Here is an 18,021-nt window from a genome sequence, read left to right as displayed (position 1 = left end):
ATAACACAGGCTTTTGTTTTTCTAAACTATTCTGTTATTATTCTTTCAAGGTAACGGTACGAGTTACCTTATTAAATGGACCAGGAAGCAATGCCCCTGAAGCATCTAGTAATTCTAGTTGAATAGTAACCTCTCCCATCGGTAATCCTTTCATAACGTGAGGTACCCACTCGGTAATCATAAATTCGTTACCGTTGATAGTAGCTTTAACTTTATTTCCTTCTTCTGACAAAGTAGTATTAAGTACAAAAAAGTCTAACAACACCGCTTGGGTATCTTTACCCTTGTATTCTCCTTTTGGTCGGCTATAAATAAGTGTTGGAGCTTTCATGTCCAAACCAACAGCATCTTCTGGGTTATCACCTATTTCTAATTTACGAACTACCACAGAATTTTCATTCTTTACAGATTCATGAAAAGATCGGCTTAAAAAAGCTACCAGATGATGAACTCCTTCTGGTACTTCTTTTTTAAATGTTGGCTCATAATGTGCAGAATACGGTTGGTTATTCAGAATAAAGTGGATGTGTTGTCCTTTTCCAGAATTTGCTAATTTTTGAGCATTTTCTCCTTCAGTTTGAGCGCCTAATTCATAGTTCTCTACTTTGAAAGCAAAATCCATCTCTCCGGCTTGCCCCTTAATGGTTTCTTCTCCATCCAAAACTAATGAAGCATCAGCATATGCGGGAGAACCTTTTAATTTTTCTAGTGTAATTTTTGGCTCTTCTACTTTTTCGGTAGTTTCGGTAGCAGTGTCAACCGCTTCTTCCTCAGTAGTTTTTTTCTCCTGTTTACATCCTGCTATCATAAACATGGCCAGGCATACTGTAATAATTAAGTGATTAGCGTTTTTGTTCATTTTAATATAGTTTTAAGTATTAGTCAATTCTTTTCAAGTTTTATTTTTACAAAGTAGATCCCAACTAGGGAGTTTTAGATCTACGGTGACATTTTAAAAGAAAAGCAAGCAAAACATATGGTAATCAATAACAAGGTTCTATTCAAAATAGTGTGATTGCTTAAAAAGATCATTGAGCTTACAAGATATTCTTTCTGTATCAAAAATAACAATAACAAAGTTATATATCACCCTCCATTAATCGCATTTAATAAAATTGTTCCTGCGATCCCAAAACCAGCTCCAGAGACAAATAAATTCCATTTAAAATGCTCTCCTTTGATAAACTTAGTATAAACCCATAAGGAAATCATAAACAGAAATACGATAAATAGCTGTCCTACTTCTATACCAATATTAAATGCAAATAACGGCAGAATGATACTATCGCTAAAAAGCATAAATTTAAAATTACTTGCAAATGCCAAGCCGTGAATTAAACCGAAAATAAGCGCGATACCATACTTAAATTTAGTATCCGAAAAATTACCATGCTTGTTATAGTTGATAATATTTGCCAATGCCGTAATCATAATAGTGAAAGGAATTAGCATATCGATAATCTTGGAGTTAGCCGGAATGATATCCAAAGTACTAAGTATCAACGTTCCACTATGACCAATTGTAAAAGCAGTAATAATAACCAAAATCTGCTTCCATTGTTCTAGCTTGAAAGCTGCGCACAACGTCATTACAAACAATAAATGATCATAGGCATTGATATCTACGATATGATGCCATCCACTAATAAAGAAAGAGCTTAAATTATCCATGAGTACTTCTTACTATATATTATAAATTAAGAGATATAGGTTCGTCGAAAGAGGTGATATCAAAATAATTCTCTTCGATAAAAGGAGGTAGCCTTAGTGTAATTCTATTGGATTGTAGAAATCCAAATTCCTCAAAAAACAACGTATTTTCAATACAGATCTGATCACCTTCTTCAATCTTAGGGATATCCCGATAAAATTTTATTGAGATCACATTTTGTTTTTCCATCACTTCAGAGGATTTATATTTAAAAGGAAAATACTCGTCGTTAATTGAAACTTTATAGTATCTAGCAAAATAACTTTCAATCCCCTTGATATCTGTCTTTGATAGGTTTGATAAATTAATATTTTTTGTAAAAGTGTCATTTATGCTAAATGTAAAGTCATCTATAAAAAGTCTACACTCCATTACGAAAGTGTTGGTTTTAGCATTGTGCTCGATTAATGACGATGTTAATTTGATAGGATGAGAACTGTTAAATGACGTTGAAAGAAATGACAAGCATAATAACAACAGTATTTTATAATGTTTCATTTTTTAGGAGTTTTGTTTATCTGATTATTTTGTAAAACAACATAAGTTGTGATGGAACGCATATGATTAAAACTGTTTTAAAAAGGTAATTTTACTAATGAATTGTGTGGTACGTTGCACGGGATCAAAGGCATCGGTTTGCGTATCATTAAATACCAAATAGATAAATGACAAAGGCATATATTCCCAACTAAAACGCACATTCCATCTTCCTTGCTCATCAAAACTATTGTATTGATAAAATGTCGACAGTTGAACTCTTGGATTAAGTGCCAGTCTTAGACTGGCCGTATATAAATCGGTATTCAAATCTTGTTCTAAAATTCCTACGTCATCTATATTGTTATGTTCATAATCCGCAGACAACGCAACATGAGGAAGTGGTGCATACCGCAATCCAGCGGTAATTGTAGTTCGTTTACCATTGTAGAAATTTCCAAAATCATAACGGATTGATCCAGATAATTTTTTGGATTGATCGGTATTATATCGCAGCAAAAATCGAGTATATTGATATTCTCTTTCTTCAATTTCAAGACCTAAGGGAGCAAAATTGAAATTAATATTTTGCCAGGTAGGAGTAAATGATGCTTCGACAAAGCTATTGTCTTTGAACCAGGTGTAAATAGGAAAAATATAGATACTAGCTTGTTGAAAATTTCCAAAATCCTTAAAATCGTGGTAATAGTTAAAAAATGCTCCTGGATCCCATCTCCTTATAAAAGGCAAGCTTTTTGGTCTTACGATAGCATATCCTCCAGGGCTATGATACATCACATCTTTTTGAAAAACGAATCCCATATCCGGGGAATATGCATTACTCACAAATGTATTGAGGTATCCTAAGTAATATTTATTAGTTCGAGCCCCAGCAAATAATCTTCCGGCATACCCAGTATCCCCTTCACTATCTAATGAAGTAGATAATAGATAAGAAATAGTAATCTCGCTTTTTGGACGCATGAATCCATCAATAGAAATAGTGGTGTTATTCTGGGAGGAAACTCCCAAATCGCTTAAGGAGTCATCCAATCTGTAGGTCATCATGGCTCCAACATTATTCTCTTTACCATAGTTTTGCATATATCGAGCCACTCCAAACGTACTGGCAGGACTATTATCTGTATCACGCTGGCGAACAGCAAGTGCTGCAATAGTCCGATTTTCATTTCTATCCGTATATCTTACCCCTGCATCCAAAGGAGCTGGCGCAGCATTAAAAGTATTTTCTAATCCAATGGTTCTGCTAAAGAATGGACGTAATTGCGAGTTCCCCCCTCCGGCCCAAATACCAGAGTTTTCTAAGAAAAACTGACGTCTTTCTGGAAAGAAAATATTAAATCGTTCTAAGTTATTTACCGCCCTATCCACATCAGCTTGTGCAAAATCGGTATTAATGGTAAGATCCAAAACCGCATTAGGATTGATTGCCCATTTTACATCTCCCCCTATTTTGGGGTCATTCGATTTATCGGTAATCATACTCCCTGCCTTATTCTCATCGTATTGATATAACACATAGGGTTCTACTCTGATATTAGCAGAAGGCGGAGGCACTTCTAAACCTGTAAGTTTTGCAGCATATACCATTCTATTTTGTGAAAAAGACTGGGGAATGGCCGGAAACACAGTTTTTTCAAAATCCTTCCTAGCTAGTCTATAAAAAGTAATCCCCCATGCTCCTGGAACACCATCTACCGGTTTATCATAGCGTATGGATTTAAAAGGGATTGCAAATTCTGCATAGTATCCAGTATCTGTCCGTTGCGTTCGAACACTCCACAAAGCATTCCAATCTCGATCAGAATTACTATCATTAAAACTCTGTAAATCCAATTGGTTTCCATAAGGTGTGGTCTGAAAGGAGGCTGCATATTGCTTGGTATTTTGAGCGTCTATTTGAATTCCAAAAACATCATTTTCTCCACTATTAAAATCTCGTCTTAGATCCTGCATTCGAACCCCTGCTCTACCCAATGAATCCGCGGCAAATACTCCAAAATATAGATTTGAATTATCAAAAAGTACGCGAACCGTGGTTGGATTTTTAATAGTTCCTCCTTGTACCGGTTCTACTCTAAAAAAATTTGTAATTGGTGCTGCATTTTGCCAATCGGCTTCATTCAATTTACCATCAATGGTTATTTTTCCAGCAGTTCTGGTAGCTCTTATTTCTTCTGGGGTTTCAGGAGGAGGAAAATTTTGATCTCCCTCTTGAGACCAAGAAGTACAATGAAACATAAAGACTAAAAAAAGAATGAACCTTGACATAGTTTATATAATTAATTGAGTGGAACCTTCCCGTAGGCCAGTACTCTTTCTTCTATGGTTCGCGGAGGATAAAAAACCTCGTTATCAGAATGATACACAAAACTCTGTGTAATCACTTTATGTGTTTTCAAAGTTTCTCCCAAAATTGAAGTCTCCAAAATATGCCTCTGCTGTTTTTGTAAATGCCGAGATGCCAAAAGCATCCTTCTCAAAATCGGATGACTTTGTTTCAAAAAATAATCTGGCAGCGTTTTATCCAATGCTAACAACGCATCACTAACTTGAAAAAGAGATTCACAATCGGATTCAAGCGCTTCTTTGTAAAACAAATTAGTGTGTTTGGTAATAAAAACAGCCTGAGTAATCTTTTGCTTTTTAATCAGGGTTGTAAGGCTTTGCTGAGTCGGAACATCCCAATTAAAACTGGCCCCAAGGGCTGTATAGAAAAATGATTTCGTGCTACAAGTTTGACTCAAAACATTTTCTATATGGTCCGTTGGGCAGATTAGAAACAGACAGTTTCCATATTCCAGTTTATTGAAACTCATATCTTATATATTGTATTGAATACTTACTATACATCAGATTTTCAGTCATTGATTTGGTCCTTTAGAACACCCAAGTGTATTCTACTTCAACCTTTCGTACAGTAGCGTTATTAAAAACAATTCAAACTAGCCAAAACTACTTGCACTAAAATGAATTTTCCTGGTATCTACTGATTGGCCAATTATCTGTATTTCCAAATAGTCCGCTTTTCCAGGCAATACTCTCTTTATGAGTAAGCAAACATTTTTCTAGCTGAGCAGTAATCTCGCCTACATCCAAGTGTTGCCCAATAAAGACCAATTCAATTTTACGATCTCCATAGACTGTGTCCCACTCAGATTCTATCATATCTTGATTTTGTAAAAACATCGGATAATTCATCCGCTCATTGAAAGGCATAGAGGCCCACCAAACTCCAGCAGGATCTGTTTTTAAAGATCCGCCAGCAGAACTCCATATCAAAGCTTGGTCAGATCTGGATGCCAGCCAAAATAACCCCTTACTACGTATCACATTGGTGGGAAAAGTAGCTCTGGCAAAATCTAAAAATCGATCAGGATGAAACGGTTTCCGACTTCTAAAGACGAACGATCCTATTCCATATTCTTCAGTTTCAGGAATGTGTTCATTTTCTAATTCACGTATCCATCCTGCCGAGTTCTCTGCTTCCTCAAAATCAAAAAGCCCCGTATGAATCACCTTGTCTAATGGAATCCGAGAATTTTCAGTAAAAAATATTTGAGCTTTAGGATTAAGCTTAGCAATAATATCACGTACATTATTTAATTCTTCTTCGGTTACCAAATCTACCTTATTCAACAAAATCACATTGGCAAATTCTATTTGATCGGTTAAAAGATTAACGATAGTTCTATCATCTCCTTCAATATTGGTTAAATCCCGATCTACCAAATATTGAGGACTTGAAAAATCTTTTAAGAAATTAAAGGCGTCAACTACAGTAATCATCGTATCCACATAGCTAAAACGACTAAGGTCGATGGTTCCGTCCTCACTTTCAAAACTAAAGGTTTGAGCTACCGGAATAGGTTCGGAAATCCCCGTACTTTCAATGATCAGATAATCAAATCGATTTTCTAGGGCTAGTTTCTCTACTTCGACCATAAGATCTTCTCTTAATGTACAGCAAATGCACCCATTTGACATTTCGACCAATTTCTCTTCGGTTCTAGATAGCGTATTTTGATTTTCGACCAGGTGAGCATCAATATTAACTTCACTCATGTCATTAACAATGACAGCAGCCTTGAGCCCTTCCTTATTATGTAAAATATGATTCAGCAAAGTGGTTTTACCCGCTCCCAAGAAACCACTTAATACGGTAACTGGTAATTTATTCATGTATTTTGAATTAAGATATTAAAAGTAGTTTAGCAGTTTAGCTATCTATGTAAATAGGTACATAGCAGCTAAGCGATAGCTCATGGGCAAGTGACAATGAACTATAGATCACCTATATCTTTGAAATAGGTTTATTCTTTAGAGATAAATTCTAGGAAATAACTGTAGGAGGTGGCTTGTTGTATAAACCTCTTGGTAAAGTGATGAAGTATCCAGAGGTCTCGTAACAAAACCTAGCTGTAAGTTCCTGAAAATTGATGTCAACCTTTTTTTCCAACTCAATGAACGTAGGACTTGAGAAAGGAGTTATTTTATGAGACACCTCAACCATATCGCACAATTCGCAATGGATTTGGTCCTCATCTTCAGAAAAATGCACAAAATCATGAACATTAACTATTCTAAGAAGTAGAAAAGCTAAGACAAAGCAATAAGAATACATCCGTCTTTTATTATTCATGTCCATTGGGTAAATATACCAATTAATCAAAAATCAAATCTTAAGACTTTTATAATAATTGAAATTTTAAGGGTTTTCTCTCCCAATTTTGTTCAAAAAAAGAAATATCCCGGTTAAACAAACCAAGGGAATTAACCAAAGATAAAAATGGATCAATCATTAACTTTAAGTTAAATTTTAGTTAAAAATGTTAAAAAAAGTTAAAAAATACATATAGTGCAAACAAGTATTTCCTACTCTTTACAACCTGAAAGATTTTTCCTAACAAATACTTCTAAGCTCCTAATTTTATTAAAGCAACATTGTTGCAATAAATTGATTGATTCATCCAAAATTACACCTTATTTTTTAATTTTCAGCTACTTACCCTACGGTTTTACCCTACGAATATTTTTGATTGATTTAATACATTTGAGTCTTAACACAAATTAAACTTATATGAAAACTTTTAGCAAAATTGCCATGGGCGCTATGCTCTCGGCACTGGCACTCACTTCGTGTCAAGACGACACTGTTACCGAAGAAGTTGTTGAGTCTGCGGTGGAAACTTCGAGCTTTGAAGGCAACATTATTCCTGATCAGTATATCGTTGTTTTTAATCCGGACAAAATCAAGCCGGCGTCAAAAATTCTAGCCAAAACATCATTTACAAGCAGAGATGCAAAAGCCAAGGCGGTAAGAGAAATCTCTGAAGTTTCTAAGAAGCAAATCAACACGATTTTGACAGACAATAATGTGGATCAGTCTAAAGTAATCGATTATTACACTACAAAAATTTCAGGTATTGCTGTAAAACTAAATGATAGTGAATTTAAACAACTATCTAAAGACCCTAGCGTTATAGGGATCGAATTTGACCGAGTAGTTCAGCTTCCTAAATTTGAGGTAGAAGAAGCAATCACAGGTGACGCTGCAGTAAAAATGCCTCAGCAAACACCATGCGGAATTTCTAGAGCTGGGGGAGCTGCAAATGGAGCTGGAAAAGATCAATGGATTTGGGTAATCGATAGTGGTATTGATTTGGATCACCCAGATTTAAATGTGGTAACAAACACTACTTACGCGAGATCTTTTGTGGGAGGTTCTGCAAACGATTGTAACGGTCACGGAACTCACGTAGCTGGTACTGCTGCCGCAATTAACAATAATGTTGGTGTAGTAGGAGTTTCTGCTGGTGCTTCTGTAGTTCCTGTTCGCGTATTTGGATGTAGCGGCGGAAGTAGTACTTCGACTATACTTTCTGGTATCAACCACGTTGGTCGTTATGACATTGCCGGAGATGTTGCCAACCTAAGTTTAGGAGGATTCTTTGGTTCTGGATGTTCTAGTAATTCTTCTTACCGTAGTGCCTTATTGGCTTTAGGAAATGGTGGTACAATGGTAGCAATTGCAGCTGGAAACAGTAGTGCAAATGCTGCTAGTTACCAACCAGCATGCGTAAATGGAACAAATATATACACTGTGGCTTCAATGACTTGTAATCGAGGGTTTTCGTCTTTCTCGAATTACAACATGAATCCAATTGATGTAATTGCTACTGGTAGTAGTGTACGTAGTACTTATCTGAATGGTGGGTATGCTACTCTAAGTGGTACTTCTATGGCTTCACCTCACGTTGCAGGTATCATGCATGCAAGAGGTAGTGGACCAAGAACTTCTGGTTCTGTAAGTAATAGAGGAGAAAATTATCCCATTGCTGTAAGATAAATAGGAAATTCCATTATTCATTTTACATTGGGAATGTGTAGTTACAACCACCTGTTGGAGAACAGGTGGTTTACTTTTTTATGCTTTACATTTGTTGCAAACACCTATTATCAAGAACTGTGTTTCATTTATAGTAAACCCTTCAAGGTTTGGAATACTAAGTTTATTAGGTAAACAAGTCACTTCCTGACATTCCTGGCATTCAAAATGTATGTGATTATGAATATCGTGTGATACTCCACAACCATTACACAATGCATAATAGGCCTTTCCATTTTTGCCGGTCACAAAATGTACCTCTCCTTTTGCAGCAAAACGATCCAAAATCCTGTAGATTGTAGTTTTATTCACCTTTATGGGCATTGCCGCCATAATGTCTTCAGCAGACATGGTATGTTCTGTTTTTGACAAAATATCCTTTACAAGATTTTGTTTCTCTGTATTCCTGGTTTTCTTCACTTCCATGATGTACTATTCAACCGATTCCTGCTATCGAAATTACGGATTTTTTTGATTATCAGAGATGGCTTCACTAAAAGAGTACAAATCAAAACCAAAACATTTATTTAATTGTTTGAATAATTTTATGAAAAATTTAAACTATTCCCGTATATTTCTTAAAGAAATGATAATACTAGAATAATTTAACAAAAAACAAGTTCTATATAGATTTGAACAATAAATAAATTAACCAAAATCATGAAAACACTTTCTAAACTAACAGTAATTGCAGCAGTACTTTTATTAGCTTCTTGTAAACAAAATCCAGCAGAAACTCCAGAGCATAAGGTAATGGTGGCAGATCATACAGAAATGGAAACCTCTCATGAGACTATGGCCAAAGAGCATGCAACAATGAAAGACGATCACCAGGAAATGGTAGATGCTCACAAAGCTATAGAAAATGACTCTCTTCACTTGGTAACAGAAAAGAATCATACGTCTTTGTTGGCTAAGCATGAGAATCTTATTTCTGCACATCAGGCATTAATCGCAAAACATGCAGAATTAGAAACCAAACATGCAGCCGGAGAAATCACTTTGGAACAAATGACTGCAGAACACGAAGCTATGAAAGAAGCCCATAATGCAATGGAAAAAGAACACCAAAGTATGGCAGCAGAGCACCAACGTATTACTGAAGAAGATCAAAAAATGATAAAAGAAGATCAGGAAAAAGCTAAAGAAGAAGAAACTGATAAAAGCGAATAAACTGATTGTTTTATTTTAAGAATTACAAAAGGCAAGCTCATTTGATTTGAGCTTGCTTTTGTTTTTTAAAGGTATACGTATTTAATCAAAAATGAACTCCTTTAGAAAAACCATTTTCTTGAGATATCCAACTAAAATTAATTGGATGCCAGTTTTCGTTGCCGTTTTGAGCAAATACTTGTTGATCCTCTGCATAGACCTTAACCGTATGGATAGGTACTCGTTGCTCTTTTGAATTACTTTTCATTAGTCCAGTTGTTTTTTGTATCGATTTCTACCCATATTAAATATTCCTAACTTTATTCCTATTTCGCTAGTAAAACCATTAATACGATCTATAGGACTGTCCACTAATTCTATTTTACTCGAAAATCGATATTTAATTCCTGCTTCTATTTGCGCATATCGGGAGATATTAAAAAGCACATTTACACCAGGCTCTACCACAAATACTGCGTCGACATCTACATCCACTTCATTATCTTCATCACTCTCTACGACATCGCGATCTACAAATCCTGCAACACCTCCTCCTATAAATAGAGGAAAGGAAAGACTTACTCTTGATTTACCAAAAAAAATAGGTTCGAAATGAAATCCGGCATACCCTGCAATAAGATCGGCGTTATCCTGAGTTAGAGGATTAAAAACATTTTGTCTGGAGTACAACCCTTTGGTTAAAAACCCTAGTTCAAATTGTTGATTCGCCACATAGGCCAACTTGAATCCTGCTACATAAGTGTCTTCTCCTTCAATTTCACCATAACCCATCGAGAATCCCAAATATACGCCATGCACCACATTCCTACGGTCATTAAAAGTGATGTAATTACCTTCATCCACCTGTGCATACCCCCCTAAAGAAAAGGCAGATAATAGTAAAAATAAAATCGATTTTTGATTGTTCATTTTGTTCGTTTTAATTGATTTTTATTGACAATGAAGTTTTGTTTGTTAGTACAACTAGTATCTTTTAATCATTGATCGTTACAATACCCTTTGCTCCTTGAATGGATATCAATCCTTTCCTTTCTTTTCCAAAAGTAGCGTCGATCTCACGCATTTTTTTAAGTTTGTTCAACATCGTAGAACTCACATTTTCAAAAGATTTTGGCAAGCGCACTACGCCTTGTTCTAATTTTGCCGTAAAACGATGTGAAAACCCTGAAACTTTAAGATTGATTTCTGAAGATTCTTGTTCTATTTCTATTTTTCCTTTGGGGTTAGCGATATGCTTTATTCTGAAATCTGCTATTTTCATAATCAAATTCACATCTTGAGTTAAGCGATTTAAGTCCATCGTGGTAAATTTTAAATCTCCATAAATAGACCCTACCTCCTCCAACACAATATCATCTTTATTTGAATAAATCTCTAGAGAAGTAATCGAATTGATTTTCATGTCTGTACCATCACTTTTGATCTGCAAACTCTTAGCATCTTTCATTTCCAACTCACCATTTTTAATCATGATCTTAGCATAACTCAAATTATTCGCTCTTACTTTTCCAAATTTCAATTCGATATCGGCTTTACTTAAATCTTCTCCTACCCAAAGATCTCCGTGTTCAATTATTGCAGTCAAACTTCCACTCCAATCCTCAATAAAAACATCTCCAAAACGGTTAGTCACTTTTAGCTTTGCTTTTTTCGGCAAAAAGATTTTATAATCAATTTTTATATGGCTTCGATCTAGATCAATAGGGTTATTACGGTTAAAAAAGTCTGCAAACCACCCCGTATTTTTATTAGTGATCTCTGAAGTCATAGAAACATATCCACTTGCTGATCTAAACAACGGGGTTATTCGACTTAATAAATCCTTTGCATTTTCTTTTTTACGATGATTTACTTTTATAGTGATTACTACAGACACCTTGTCTTGATCCCATCCTGTCATGGTAATATCTCCATACTTATTTTCGAGCAGTAACTCTCCGTCATTGGTAAGCGGAAAACTCTTCTTTATAGTTTTAGATACTCTTTCTTGCGCGGTGCCTATGGGTATCGAAAATAATACCCAAGCAATCAAGAGCACCAATTTATAACGTGTATCCATAATCATCTTCTATTTTTTTTGAATCGTTTATCTTTTGCAGTAATCTTTGAATAAGCTCTATACGTTTTTTGTAGTTAGCCACCACAGCTTCAAGTACGCGCTCATTATCCAGATTTTTTTGCATTTCCAAACGAAGGGTTTCATATTCTGTGTCCAATTCATCCATAAAAGACAAAAACTCGGCTTTATCCTCTTCTGAAAGATTGGGGTTTTTCTTTACCAACTCAACCTGATAGGCTACCAGATCCTTATAATGCATATTGATTTCTAACAATTCTTTCGAAACATATTGATCCTCTCCAGAATTCTTGTTAAACATGGACAGACCAACAAAACCTGCCACACTAACAATTACAGCAATAACCACAGCGATACGTAATAAAGACGATCTCCAAAGTGGGATTACTTTGGTTTCTTTTTCTTTTTCCTGAAGTTGAGCTGAGATCTGTGCCCAAAGTTTTGCGCGATCAGCCTTATGTTCGTCAAATTGAGCAGCGTTCTCTCGTATATGTTTTTCAAAATTATCCATCACATTTCGCTTATAATTTCTAGTAATTTTTTCTTTGCCCTGTGATATTGTGATTTGGAAGTACTGGTCGAAATATTCAGTATTTCTCCAATCTCCACATGGTCATATCCTTCTATTAAGTATAGGTTGATGATCTGTCTGTAGCCGTCGGGTAATTTGGCAATTCCTAATTTTACCTTTTTAATATCTACCGGGTTTGTTTCTAAAGGTGTTTCATCCGATAGATGATATTCATGTGCATCCATAGGCACAACGGGAATCCTCTTCGCCTTTAATCTATTGATACTCTTATTAATGACAATTCGCTTTAACCAAGCTCCAAAACTACTGTCATACTTAAAGTTATTCAGGTTTTTAAAAGCGTCTACAAAACTATCTTGTACGATATCTTCTGCTTCTTCTTTACTTCCCAAAAAACGTATACCAACATTATACATCGCATCCACATACAGCCCATACAGCTCAAATTGAGAACTGCTATTCCCTGCCTTGCATTGCTCGACTAGGGTCTTGTGCGTAAAGCGGATGTCGGTTTCCAAAGGGTATTAGGTTGATGTCTTGATGTTGCTAAAGACAAGGTAAAAAATAAAGGGTTGCATCTAGGCATAAAAATTTTAAAAAAAAGTTTGCTCATGCAACTCTCTATTTTTTGGGTTGTCATTAATGGTGAAAATTTTATAAACCATAAAAAATCAAAAAATGATCAGTCAACCACAACTGTCCTCAGTTACCCAACCTAATCGCTGGTTACTGTGGCTATTCTTTTTAAGTTCCGTCATATCAATGGCACAAAACAATCACACCGTTAGTGGAACCATTACCGACAAGAGCAATGGAGAAAGTATTTTTGGAGCTACAGTATTCCTTAACGGCACTAACATTGGCGGTGTTACCAACGAATACGGATTTTATTCTATTACTGCACCCGAAGGTTCTTACGTACTTACAGTTTCCTATATGGGATTCAGTGATGTTACTATTAATATCGATCTTACTCAAGATGTAAAACATGATGTTGAAATTGATCAATTAACTTCAGAACTTGAAGAAGTTGTTGTCAAGGCCGAAGGTGTAGAACGTGCTATTCTTCGTAAACCTGAAATGAGTGTGGCCAAGATGAATATCGGTACTGTCAAACAAATGCCAGTCGTCCTAGGTGAAGTAGACATTTTAAAATCGCTACAAATGCTACCCGGAGTAGCCAACAATGGCGAAGGAACAGGTGGATTTCATGTTCGCGGAGGTGCGCAAGACCAAAACTTGGTGTTGCTTGATGAAGCTATCATTTACAACACTTCGCATATGTTCGGTTTCTTCTCTGTTTTTAATGCTGATGCCATCAAAGATGTAAAACTCTATAAAGGTGGTATCCCCGCACGTTTTGGTGGTAGAGTATCTTCTGTATTAGATATCCGTCAAAAAGATGGGAACAGTAAAAACTTTGGATTGACTGGAGGAATTGGACTCATCTCTAGCCGTCTAACTGCAGAAGGGCCTCTCTTTGGAGATAACGGTTCCTTTTTGGTAGCGGGAAGAAGATCGTATATCGATTTGATCCTAAAAGCGTCAGGCGAAGACAACAGTGTATCCTTTTATGATCTCAACCTTAAAACAAATTACAAGATCAACAAAAACAACAAATTATTTTTGAGTGGGTATTTTGGTAGAGATGCATTCGAACTTGGAAATAACTTTGATAGCAGTTATGGAAATACCTCTGGAAACTTACGATGGAATCATATTTTTAATGATAGAATATTTTCTAATCTGTCGGCAATATGGAGTAAATATGATTATGATTTAGGGTTTTCTCAAGATCAATTTGAATGGATCTCTTCCATCACGAATTACAACCTTAAATACGACGTTAAGTATTATTCGAGCGATGCACTTACTTTTGATTTTGGGGTGAATGGAATTTATTATGACTTTGATCCCGGTCAAATTAAGACTACTTCAGATACTTCTCCGGTTAACCCATTGACATTAGATCCAAAACGTGCAATCGAAGGTGGCGCATACATCAACGCAGAATATAAAATTACACAAAATTTAAGCACACAACTAGGATTGCGCTATAGTACATTTTCAAGATTAGGAGGACAACCTATAGCTCAATATGCCAATAATCAACCTGTAGTGTATAATCCAACGCTGGGGATTTATGAAAGAGGCCAAGAAATTGGAGAAGAAACTTTTTCCAAAAGTGACGCAATAAAAACTTTTGGGAACTTTGAGCCCAGAATATCTCTTGCGTATTTATTAAATGAGAATTCTTCTATAAAAGCAGGCTTTTCCAGAACCGCTCAGTATATTCACTTATTATCTAATACCTCATCGGTTACACCATTGGATGTTTGGACACCTAGTGGCCCATTTATCGAACCTCAATTATCAAATCAATACGCCATAGGATATTTCCGTAATTTTTTGGATAAAAAATATTCCCTGGAGGTAGAAACCTATTATAAAACCGTAGACAATCGTATTGATTATATCGATGGATCCGAACTTATAGGACAAAACAATATTGAAACCGAAATTCTAAATGGTGAAATGCGTGCCTATGGTCTTGAAGTGTTACTTCGCAAAAACAAAGGTAATTTCAAAGGATGGATTGCCTACACTCTTTCCAAATCAGAGCAACGTACTCCTGGAGGAATTGCAGGTGGGCCTGGTATCAATAACGGAGAATGGTATAATGCCGTTTTTGATAGGACTCACGACATTTCTATTTCTGGCTCGTATCGATTCAACGATCAATGGAGTTTTGGCGCCAATATGGTCTTCCAAACCGGTAGACCTGTTACCTATCCCAATGGTCAATATGAGTATGAGGATTTATCTATTGCGAGTTATTCGCCAAGAAACTCAGATCGCTTGCCTGCCTACCATCGAATGGATATTTCTTTAAACTATAAACCTAAAAAATATCAAAACAAAAAGTTTAAAGGAGAATGGGTATTAAGTGTCTACAACTTATATCATAGAAAAAATGCAGCCTCCATTTCTTTTGGACAAAATCTGGAAACCGGAGCTAACGAAGCTACCCGAACTGCCATTTTTGGTATTGTTCCCTCTATAACATACAACTTTACATTTTAAGCCATGAAAACAGTAGTTAAACTTTTTATAGTAACAATCGCCATCTTATTTACATCTTGCGAAGATGTTATTGATGTAGAAGTACAACAAGGTCCTGAACGACTGGTCATAGAAGCCTCTATAGATTGGGAGAAAGGAACTCCTGGCAACGAACAAACAATCCGATTACGTAAATCAACACCGTTTTTTGATACCAATACTAACACAGCAGTAACAGGAGCTACAGTAGACATAACCAATACCAATACTCAAGAACAGTTTGTTTTTACAGATCAGAACGATGGAACCTATACTACGGATTCTTTTGTACCTGTTTTAGGGCAATCTTATTCACTTCGTATAGCCCATGACGGAGAAATTTATACGGCCACAGAGACCATGACATCTGTTGCTGATATTACCAATGTTTTTCAAGATCGAGAAGATGGGTTCGACGAGGAGCTTCTAGAAGTTCACCTTGTGTTTACCGATCCTGTAGATGAAGAGAACAATTACCTATTCAAGTTTCAACGTAGAGGAGATTTGTTACCCGAATTAGAAGTCGCAGAAGATGAGTTCGTAAATGGAAATGAAATCGATTGGTGGTATGAACTAGAAGATGATGATGAGGACGGAGAAAACCAAGGGCCCTTTGCCCCAGGAGATACTGTAGATATCGAATTTTTCGGAATATCCAGACAGTATTATGATTATATCAAAATTTTAATCTCTCAAATAGGAGGTGTTGGTCTTTTTGAATCCACTCCTGTTGCGGTAAGAGGAAACTGTATTAACGAAACAAATCCAGATAATTACCCATTCGGTTACTTCAGATTGACTGAAGTGGTAAGAACGAGCTATACGTTTACAGAAGAATAGGTTTGGTTGGTTTGATGTCGAGTGTCAGGTTCCTAGGGCCTGGCACTTTTTTTTGAATCTGTATTTGCATCGCATGCTTCGTTATCAAAATGTTACTTTTTGTTAATTATACTCAAAACAGCTAATTTTTATGTAAATTATTTATCGAATCTTAAAACCAAATACTATGTTACACCGTATTTTAAATCTTAATGGAGTAAAAACGCTTGACACCAATCAGAAAAAAACAATACATGGAGGTGCCTGGCCTCAAACCGAAGAAGATTGTTATCGATGCGGAGGTATCAGCTGGATTCCTACTCCGCTCAATGGAGGTTTATGCGAACTCCCCTGGAACTCTCCTTGTATCTAGTTATTCGTAAACGATATGAAAAGAAAAAAGCGAGCATGAATTTATGCTCGCTTTTTGTTGGTTATCCTAAATGAGTAAACTAAGATGCAAACCTAAATTCTTTAGAATTTTAGATCAGGTAAACAATATTCAAATCAAAACTGGGATTGTTGTAGTAGTTTTGAAGGGTTCTTTCTATTTAGATCATTGCTCACAGCTATTGCTTAATGATACGAGTAGTACTAATTTGGGCACCATTATTCACTTTGAGGAAATAAGTCCCTGTGGGAATCTCATGTACCATATCGCTTATATCTATATTTCTTTCTGGCTCCTTACCGGATTGATTTGACTTTTGATGTATTAGTTTACCTGCGAGATCAAATAAGGATATGGTTGCTTTTGATGTATAGTCACTATCGTAGGTAAGCATCAATTGTTTACCATTAGTAGGGTTAGGATAAACCACCACGGTATTCGTAAGAAAAGTATCATCTATTATCGTATTGTTTTGCTTAGACAAACTACTAATCGTTACATCTAGATTTCCTGGTGCAGACCAGTTTCCTGTTGCATCTCTTACCAGACTTTTTACCTTACCATTTCTCCTCCTCATATCCTTGGTCACTGCACTTCCTGCTGTAATGACTTGGCTATTTCCAGCTCTGAATTTGTACACCTTAAGATCATCAAACTCTACAACCGTTTTATTGGTTCTTAACGAAATAGAACTACCATTCTTGATCGGAGAAGTATCTGTCCATTTCAACAAAGACCTATTATTCTTAAAGATTTCTAATACTCCAAATGCTGGGCTATAGGTAATTTTGTAGTTCGCCCATTTGTTATCCTGTGGCGCATCACCAATAGCTCTGGTATTAAGGACATTATTCACCGTTTCATAAATACGCACCTTATTATCTTCGCCACTAAACCATATCAGGTAAGAATTACCCCGTTGAGATAAACTACCATCACTTGCCATGATATGTATCCCAAACTTACGAGAACCAGAGGTCGATTCTACTTTGGCGGCAAACTCATACAAATAGGGCAATCCTGAGTTCTGAGATAAAAACGAGCTAAGTTGAGTGTTATCAGAACCTGTGTTGGATTGCCGAAGATGCTTATTACTAATCGACCAGTTTCCTGCTCCAATCGTATAGCCAGAATAGAGCACATTACAGTTATCATTAAAAAATCCATTACCCCGATTAGCATACCAGTTATCACCATATTTCTCTAAAGCCTGATAAAACCTTCTCGTTACCCCAACATTATCATTATCCGTAAAGTTGGCCGTAAAATCACCAGCTTGCGTAGTCCCTCCACTAGCACTAATACTAGTGGTTGGTGCAGTAGTATCTCC

19 protein-coding genes are annotated in these 18,021 nt (G+C 36.1%); 5 read left to right on the top strand and 14 right to left on the bottom strand.

Annotated elements, in window-relative coordinates:
* Positions 1–37: 37 nt before the first annotated feature.
* The 7 genes from BUE24_RS22120 to BUE24_RS23770 form a co-directional block, all read right to left on the bottom strand.
* Positions 38–859: a hypothetical protein gene (locus BUE24_RS22120; protein ID WP_073321458.1), complete on the bottom strand. Its 822-nt coding sequence runs from the start codon at positions 857–859 to the stop codon at positions 38–40.
* 227 nt (positions 860–1,086) lie between these two features.
* A complete protein-coding gene (locus BUE24_RS22115) occupies positions 1,087–1,671 on the bottom strand; it encodes a HupE/UreJ family protein (RefSeq protein WP_073321455.1) in 585 nt (194 codons plus the stop codon).
* Between the two features lie 19 nt (positions 1,672–1,690).
* Positions 1,691–2,209, bottom strand: coding sequence for a DUF6702 family protein (locus BUE24_RS22110; RefSeq protein WP_139242088.1), 519 nt, complete (start codon positions 2,207–2,209; stop codon positions 1,691–1,693).
* Positions 2,210–2,275: 66 nt separating this feature from the next.
* Positions 2,276–4,480: a DUF5916 domain-containing protein gene (locus BUE24_RS22105; protein WP_073321449.1), complete on the bottom strand. Its 2,205-nt coding sequence runs from the start codon at positions 4,478–4,480 to the stop codon at positions 2,276–2,278.
* Positions 4,481–4,491: 11 nt separating this feature from the next.
* Positions 4,492–5,028, bottom strand: coding sequence for a hypothetical protein (locus BUE24_RS22100; RefSeq protein WP_073321446.1), 537 nt, complete (start codon positions 5,026–5,028; stop codon positions 4,492–4,494).
* A gap of 145 nt (positions 5,029–5,173) precedes the next feature.
* The gene (locus tag BUE24_RS22095) at positions 5,174–6,391 is read right to left on the bottom strand and encodes a GTP-binding protein (RefSeq protein ID WP_073321443.1); all 1,218 of its coding nucleotides are present in this window, start codon (positions 6,389–6,391) and stop codon (positions 5,174–5,176) included.
* 151 nt (positions 6,392–6,542) lie between these two features.
* A complete protein-coding gene (locus BUE24_RS23770) occupies positions 6,543–6,851 on the bottom strand; it encodes a hypothetical protein (protein WP_139242087.1) in 309 nt (102 codons plus the stop codon).
* Positions 6,852–7,289: 438 nt separating this feature from the next.
* Here BUE24_RS23770 and BUE24_RS22090 point away from each other — a divergent pair, with 438 nt between their 5' ends.
* Positions 7,290–8,558, top strand: coding sequence for a S8 family serine peptidase (locus tag BUE24_RS22090; protein WP_073321440.1), 1,269 nt, complete (start codon positions 7,290–7,292; stop codon positions 8,556–8,558).
* 78 nt (positions 8,559–8,636) lie between these two features.
* On the opposite strand, the gene BUE24_RS22085 is transcribed toward BUE24_RS22090, so the two are convergent.
* A complete protein-coding gene (locus BUE24_RS22085; protein ID WP_073321438.1) occupies positions 8,637–9,023 on the bottom strand; it encodes a Fur family transcriptional regulator in 387 nt (128 codons plus the stop codon).
* Between the two features lie 234 nt (positions 9,024–9,257).
* On the opposite strand from BUE24_RS22085, the gene BUE24_RS23650 reads away from it, so the two are divergent.
* Positions 9,258–9,770, top strand: a complete 513-nt coding sequence (locus BUE24_RS23650) for a hypothetical protein (protein WP_084549660.1) — start codon at positions 9,258–9,260, stop codon at positions 9,768–9,770.
* A gap of 85 nt (positions 9,771–9,855) precedes the next feature.
* On the opposite strand, the gene BUE24_RS24115 is transcribed toward BUE24_RS23650, so the two are convergent.
* The 5 genes from BUE24_RS24115 to BUE24_RS22060 all read right to left on the bottom strand — a co-directional run bounded on the left by BUE24_RS24115 (position 9,856) and on the right by BUE24_RS22060 (position 12,897).
* Complete coding sequence (locus tag BUE24_RS24115; RefSeq protein WP_170864657.1) at positions 9,856–10,017, bottom strand: hypothetical protein; 162 nt, start codon at positions 10,015–10,017, stop codon at positions 9,856–9,858.
* On the bottom strand, positions 10,017–10,679 hold the full coding sequence (locus tag BUE24_RS22075) for a hypothetical protein (protein WP_073321434.1): 663 nt from the start codon (positions 10,677–10,679) through the stop codon (positions 10,017–10,019). The genes BUE24_RS24115 and BUE24_RS22075 overlap by 1 nt, the downstream gene beginning before the upstream one ends.
* A 64-nt stretch (positions 10,680–10,743) precedes the next feature.
* Positions 10,744–11,829: a hypothetical protein gene (locus BUE24_RS22070; protein WP_170864656.1), complete on the bottom strand. Its 1,086-nt coding sequence runs from the start codon at positions 11,827–11,829 to the stop codon at positions 10,744–10,746.
* Complete coding sequence (locus BUE24_RS22065; protein ID WP_073321430.1) at positions 11,813–12,358, bottom strand: hypothetical protein; 546 nt, start codon at positions 12,356–12,358, stop codon at positions 11,813–11,815. Before BUE24_RS22065 ends, BUE24_RS22070 begins: the two co-directional genes overlap by 17 nt.
* A complete protein-coding gene (locus BUE24_RS22060) occupies positions 12,358–12,897 on the bottom strand; it encodes an RNA polymerase sigma factor (RefSeq protein ID WP_073321428.1) in 540 nt (179 codons plus the stop codon). The genes BUE24_RS22065 and BUE24_RS22060 overlap by 1 nt, the downstream gene beginning before the upstream one ends.
* A 160-nt stretch (positions 12,898–13,057) precedes the next feature.
* On the opposite strand from BUE24_RS22060, the gene BUE24_RS22055 reads away from it, so the two are divergent.
* From BUE24_RS22055 to BUE24_RS22045, 3 genes are all read left to right on the top strand, one after another.
* Positions 13,058–15,463, top strand: a complete 2,406-nt coding sequence (locus tag BUE24_RS22055) for a TonB-dependent receptor (RefSeq protein WP_073321426.1) — start codon at positions 13,058–13,060, stop codon at positions 15,461–15,463.
* A gap of 3 nt (positions 15,464–15,466) precedes the next feature.
* Positions 15,467–16,321 (top strand): DUF4249 domain-containing protein, encoded by an 855-nt coding sequence (locus BUE24_RS22050; protein WP_073321424.1) that lies wholly within the window; start codon positions 15,467–15,469, stop codon positions 16,319–16,321.
* A 166-nt stretch (positions 16,322–16,487) separates the two neighbouring features.
* Entirely contained in the window at positions 16,488–16,673 is a 186-nt protein-coding gene (locus tag BUE24_RS22045; protein WP_073321422.1) for a hypothetical protein, read from the top strand.
* Between the two features lie 196 nt (positions 16,674–16,869).
* Here the strand turns inward: BUE24_RS22045 and BUE24_RS22040 are convergent.
* A partial coding sequence (locus BUE24_RS22040) for a T9SS type A sorting domain-containing protein (RefSeq protein WP_139242086.1) occupies positions 16,870–18,021 on the bottom strand: 1,152 nt, incomplete at its 5' end.

Origin of the sequence: Aquimarina spongiae, assembly GCF_900141785.1 — a bacterium.
Classification (GTDB): Bacteria; Bacteroidota; Bacteroidia; order Flavobacteriales; family Flavobacteriaceae; genus Aquimarina; species Aquimarina spongiae.
The sequence above is the reverse complement of the archived record's forward strand: the minus strand, read 5'-3'. Positions and strand labels throughout refer to the sequence as shown.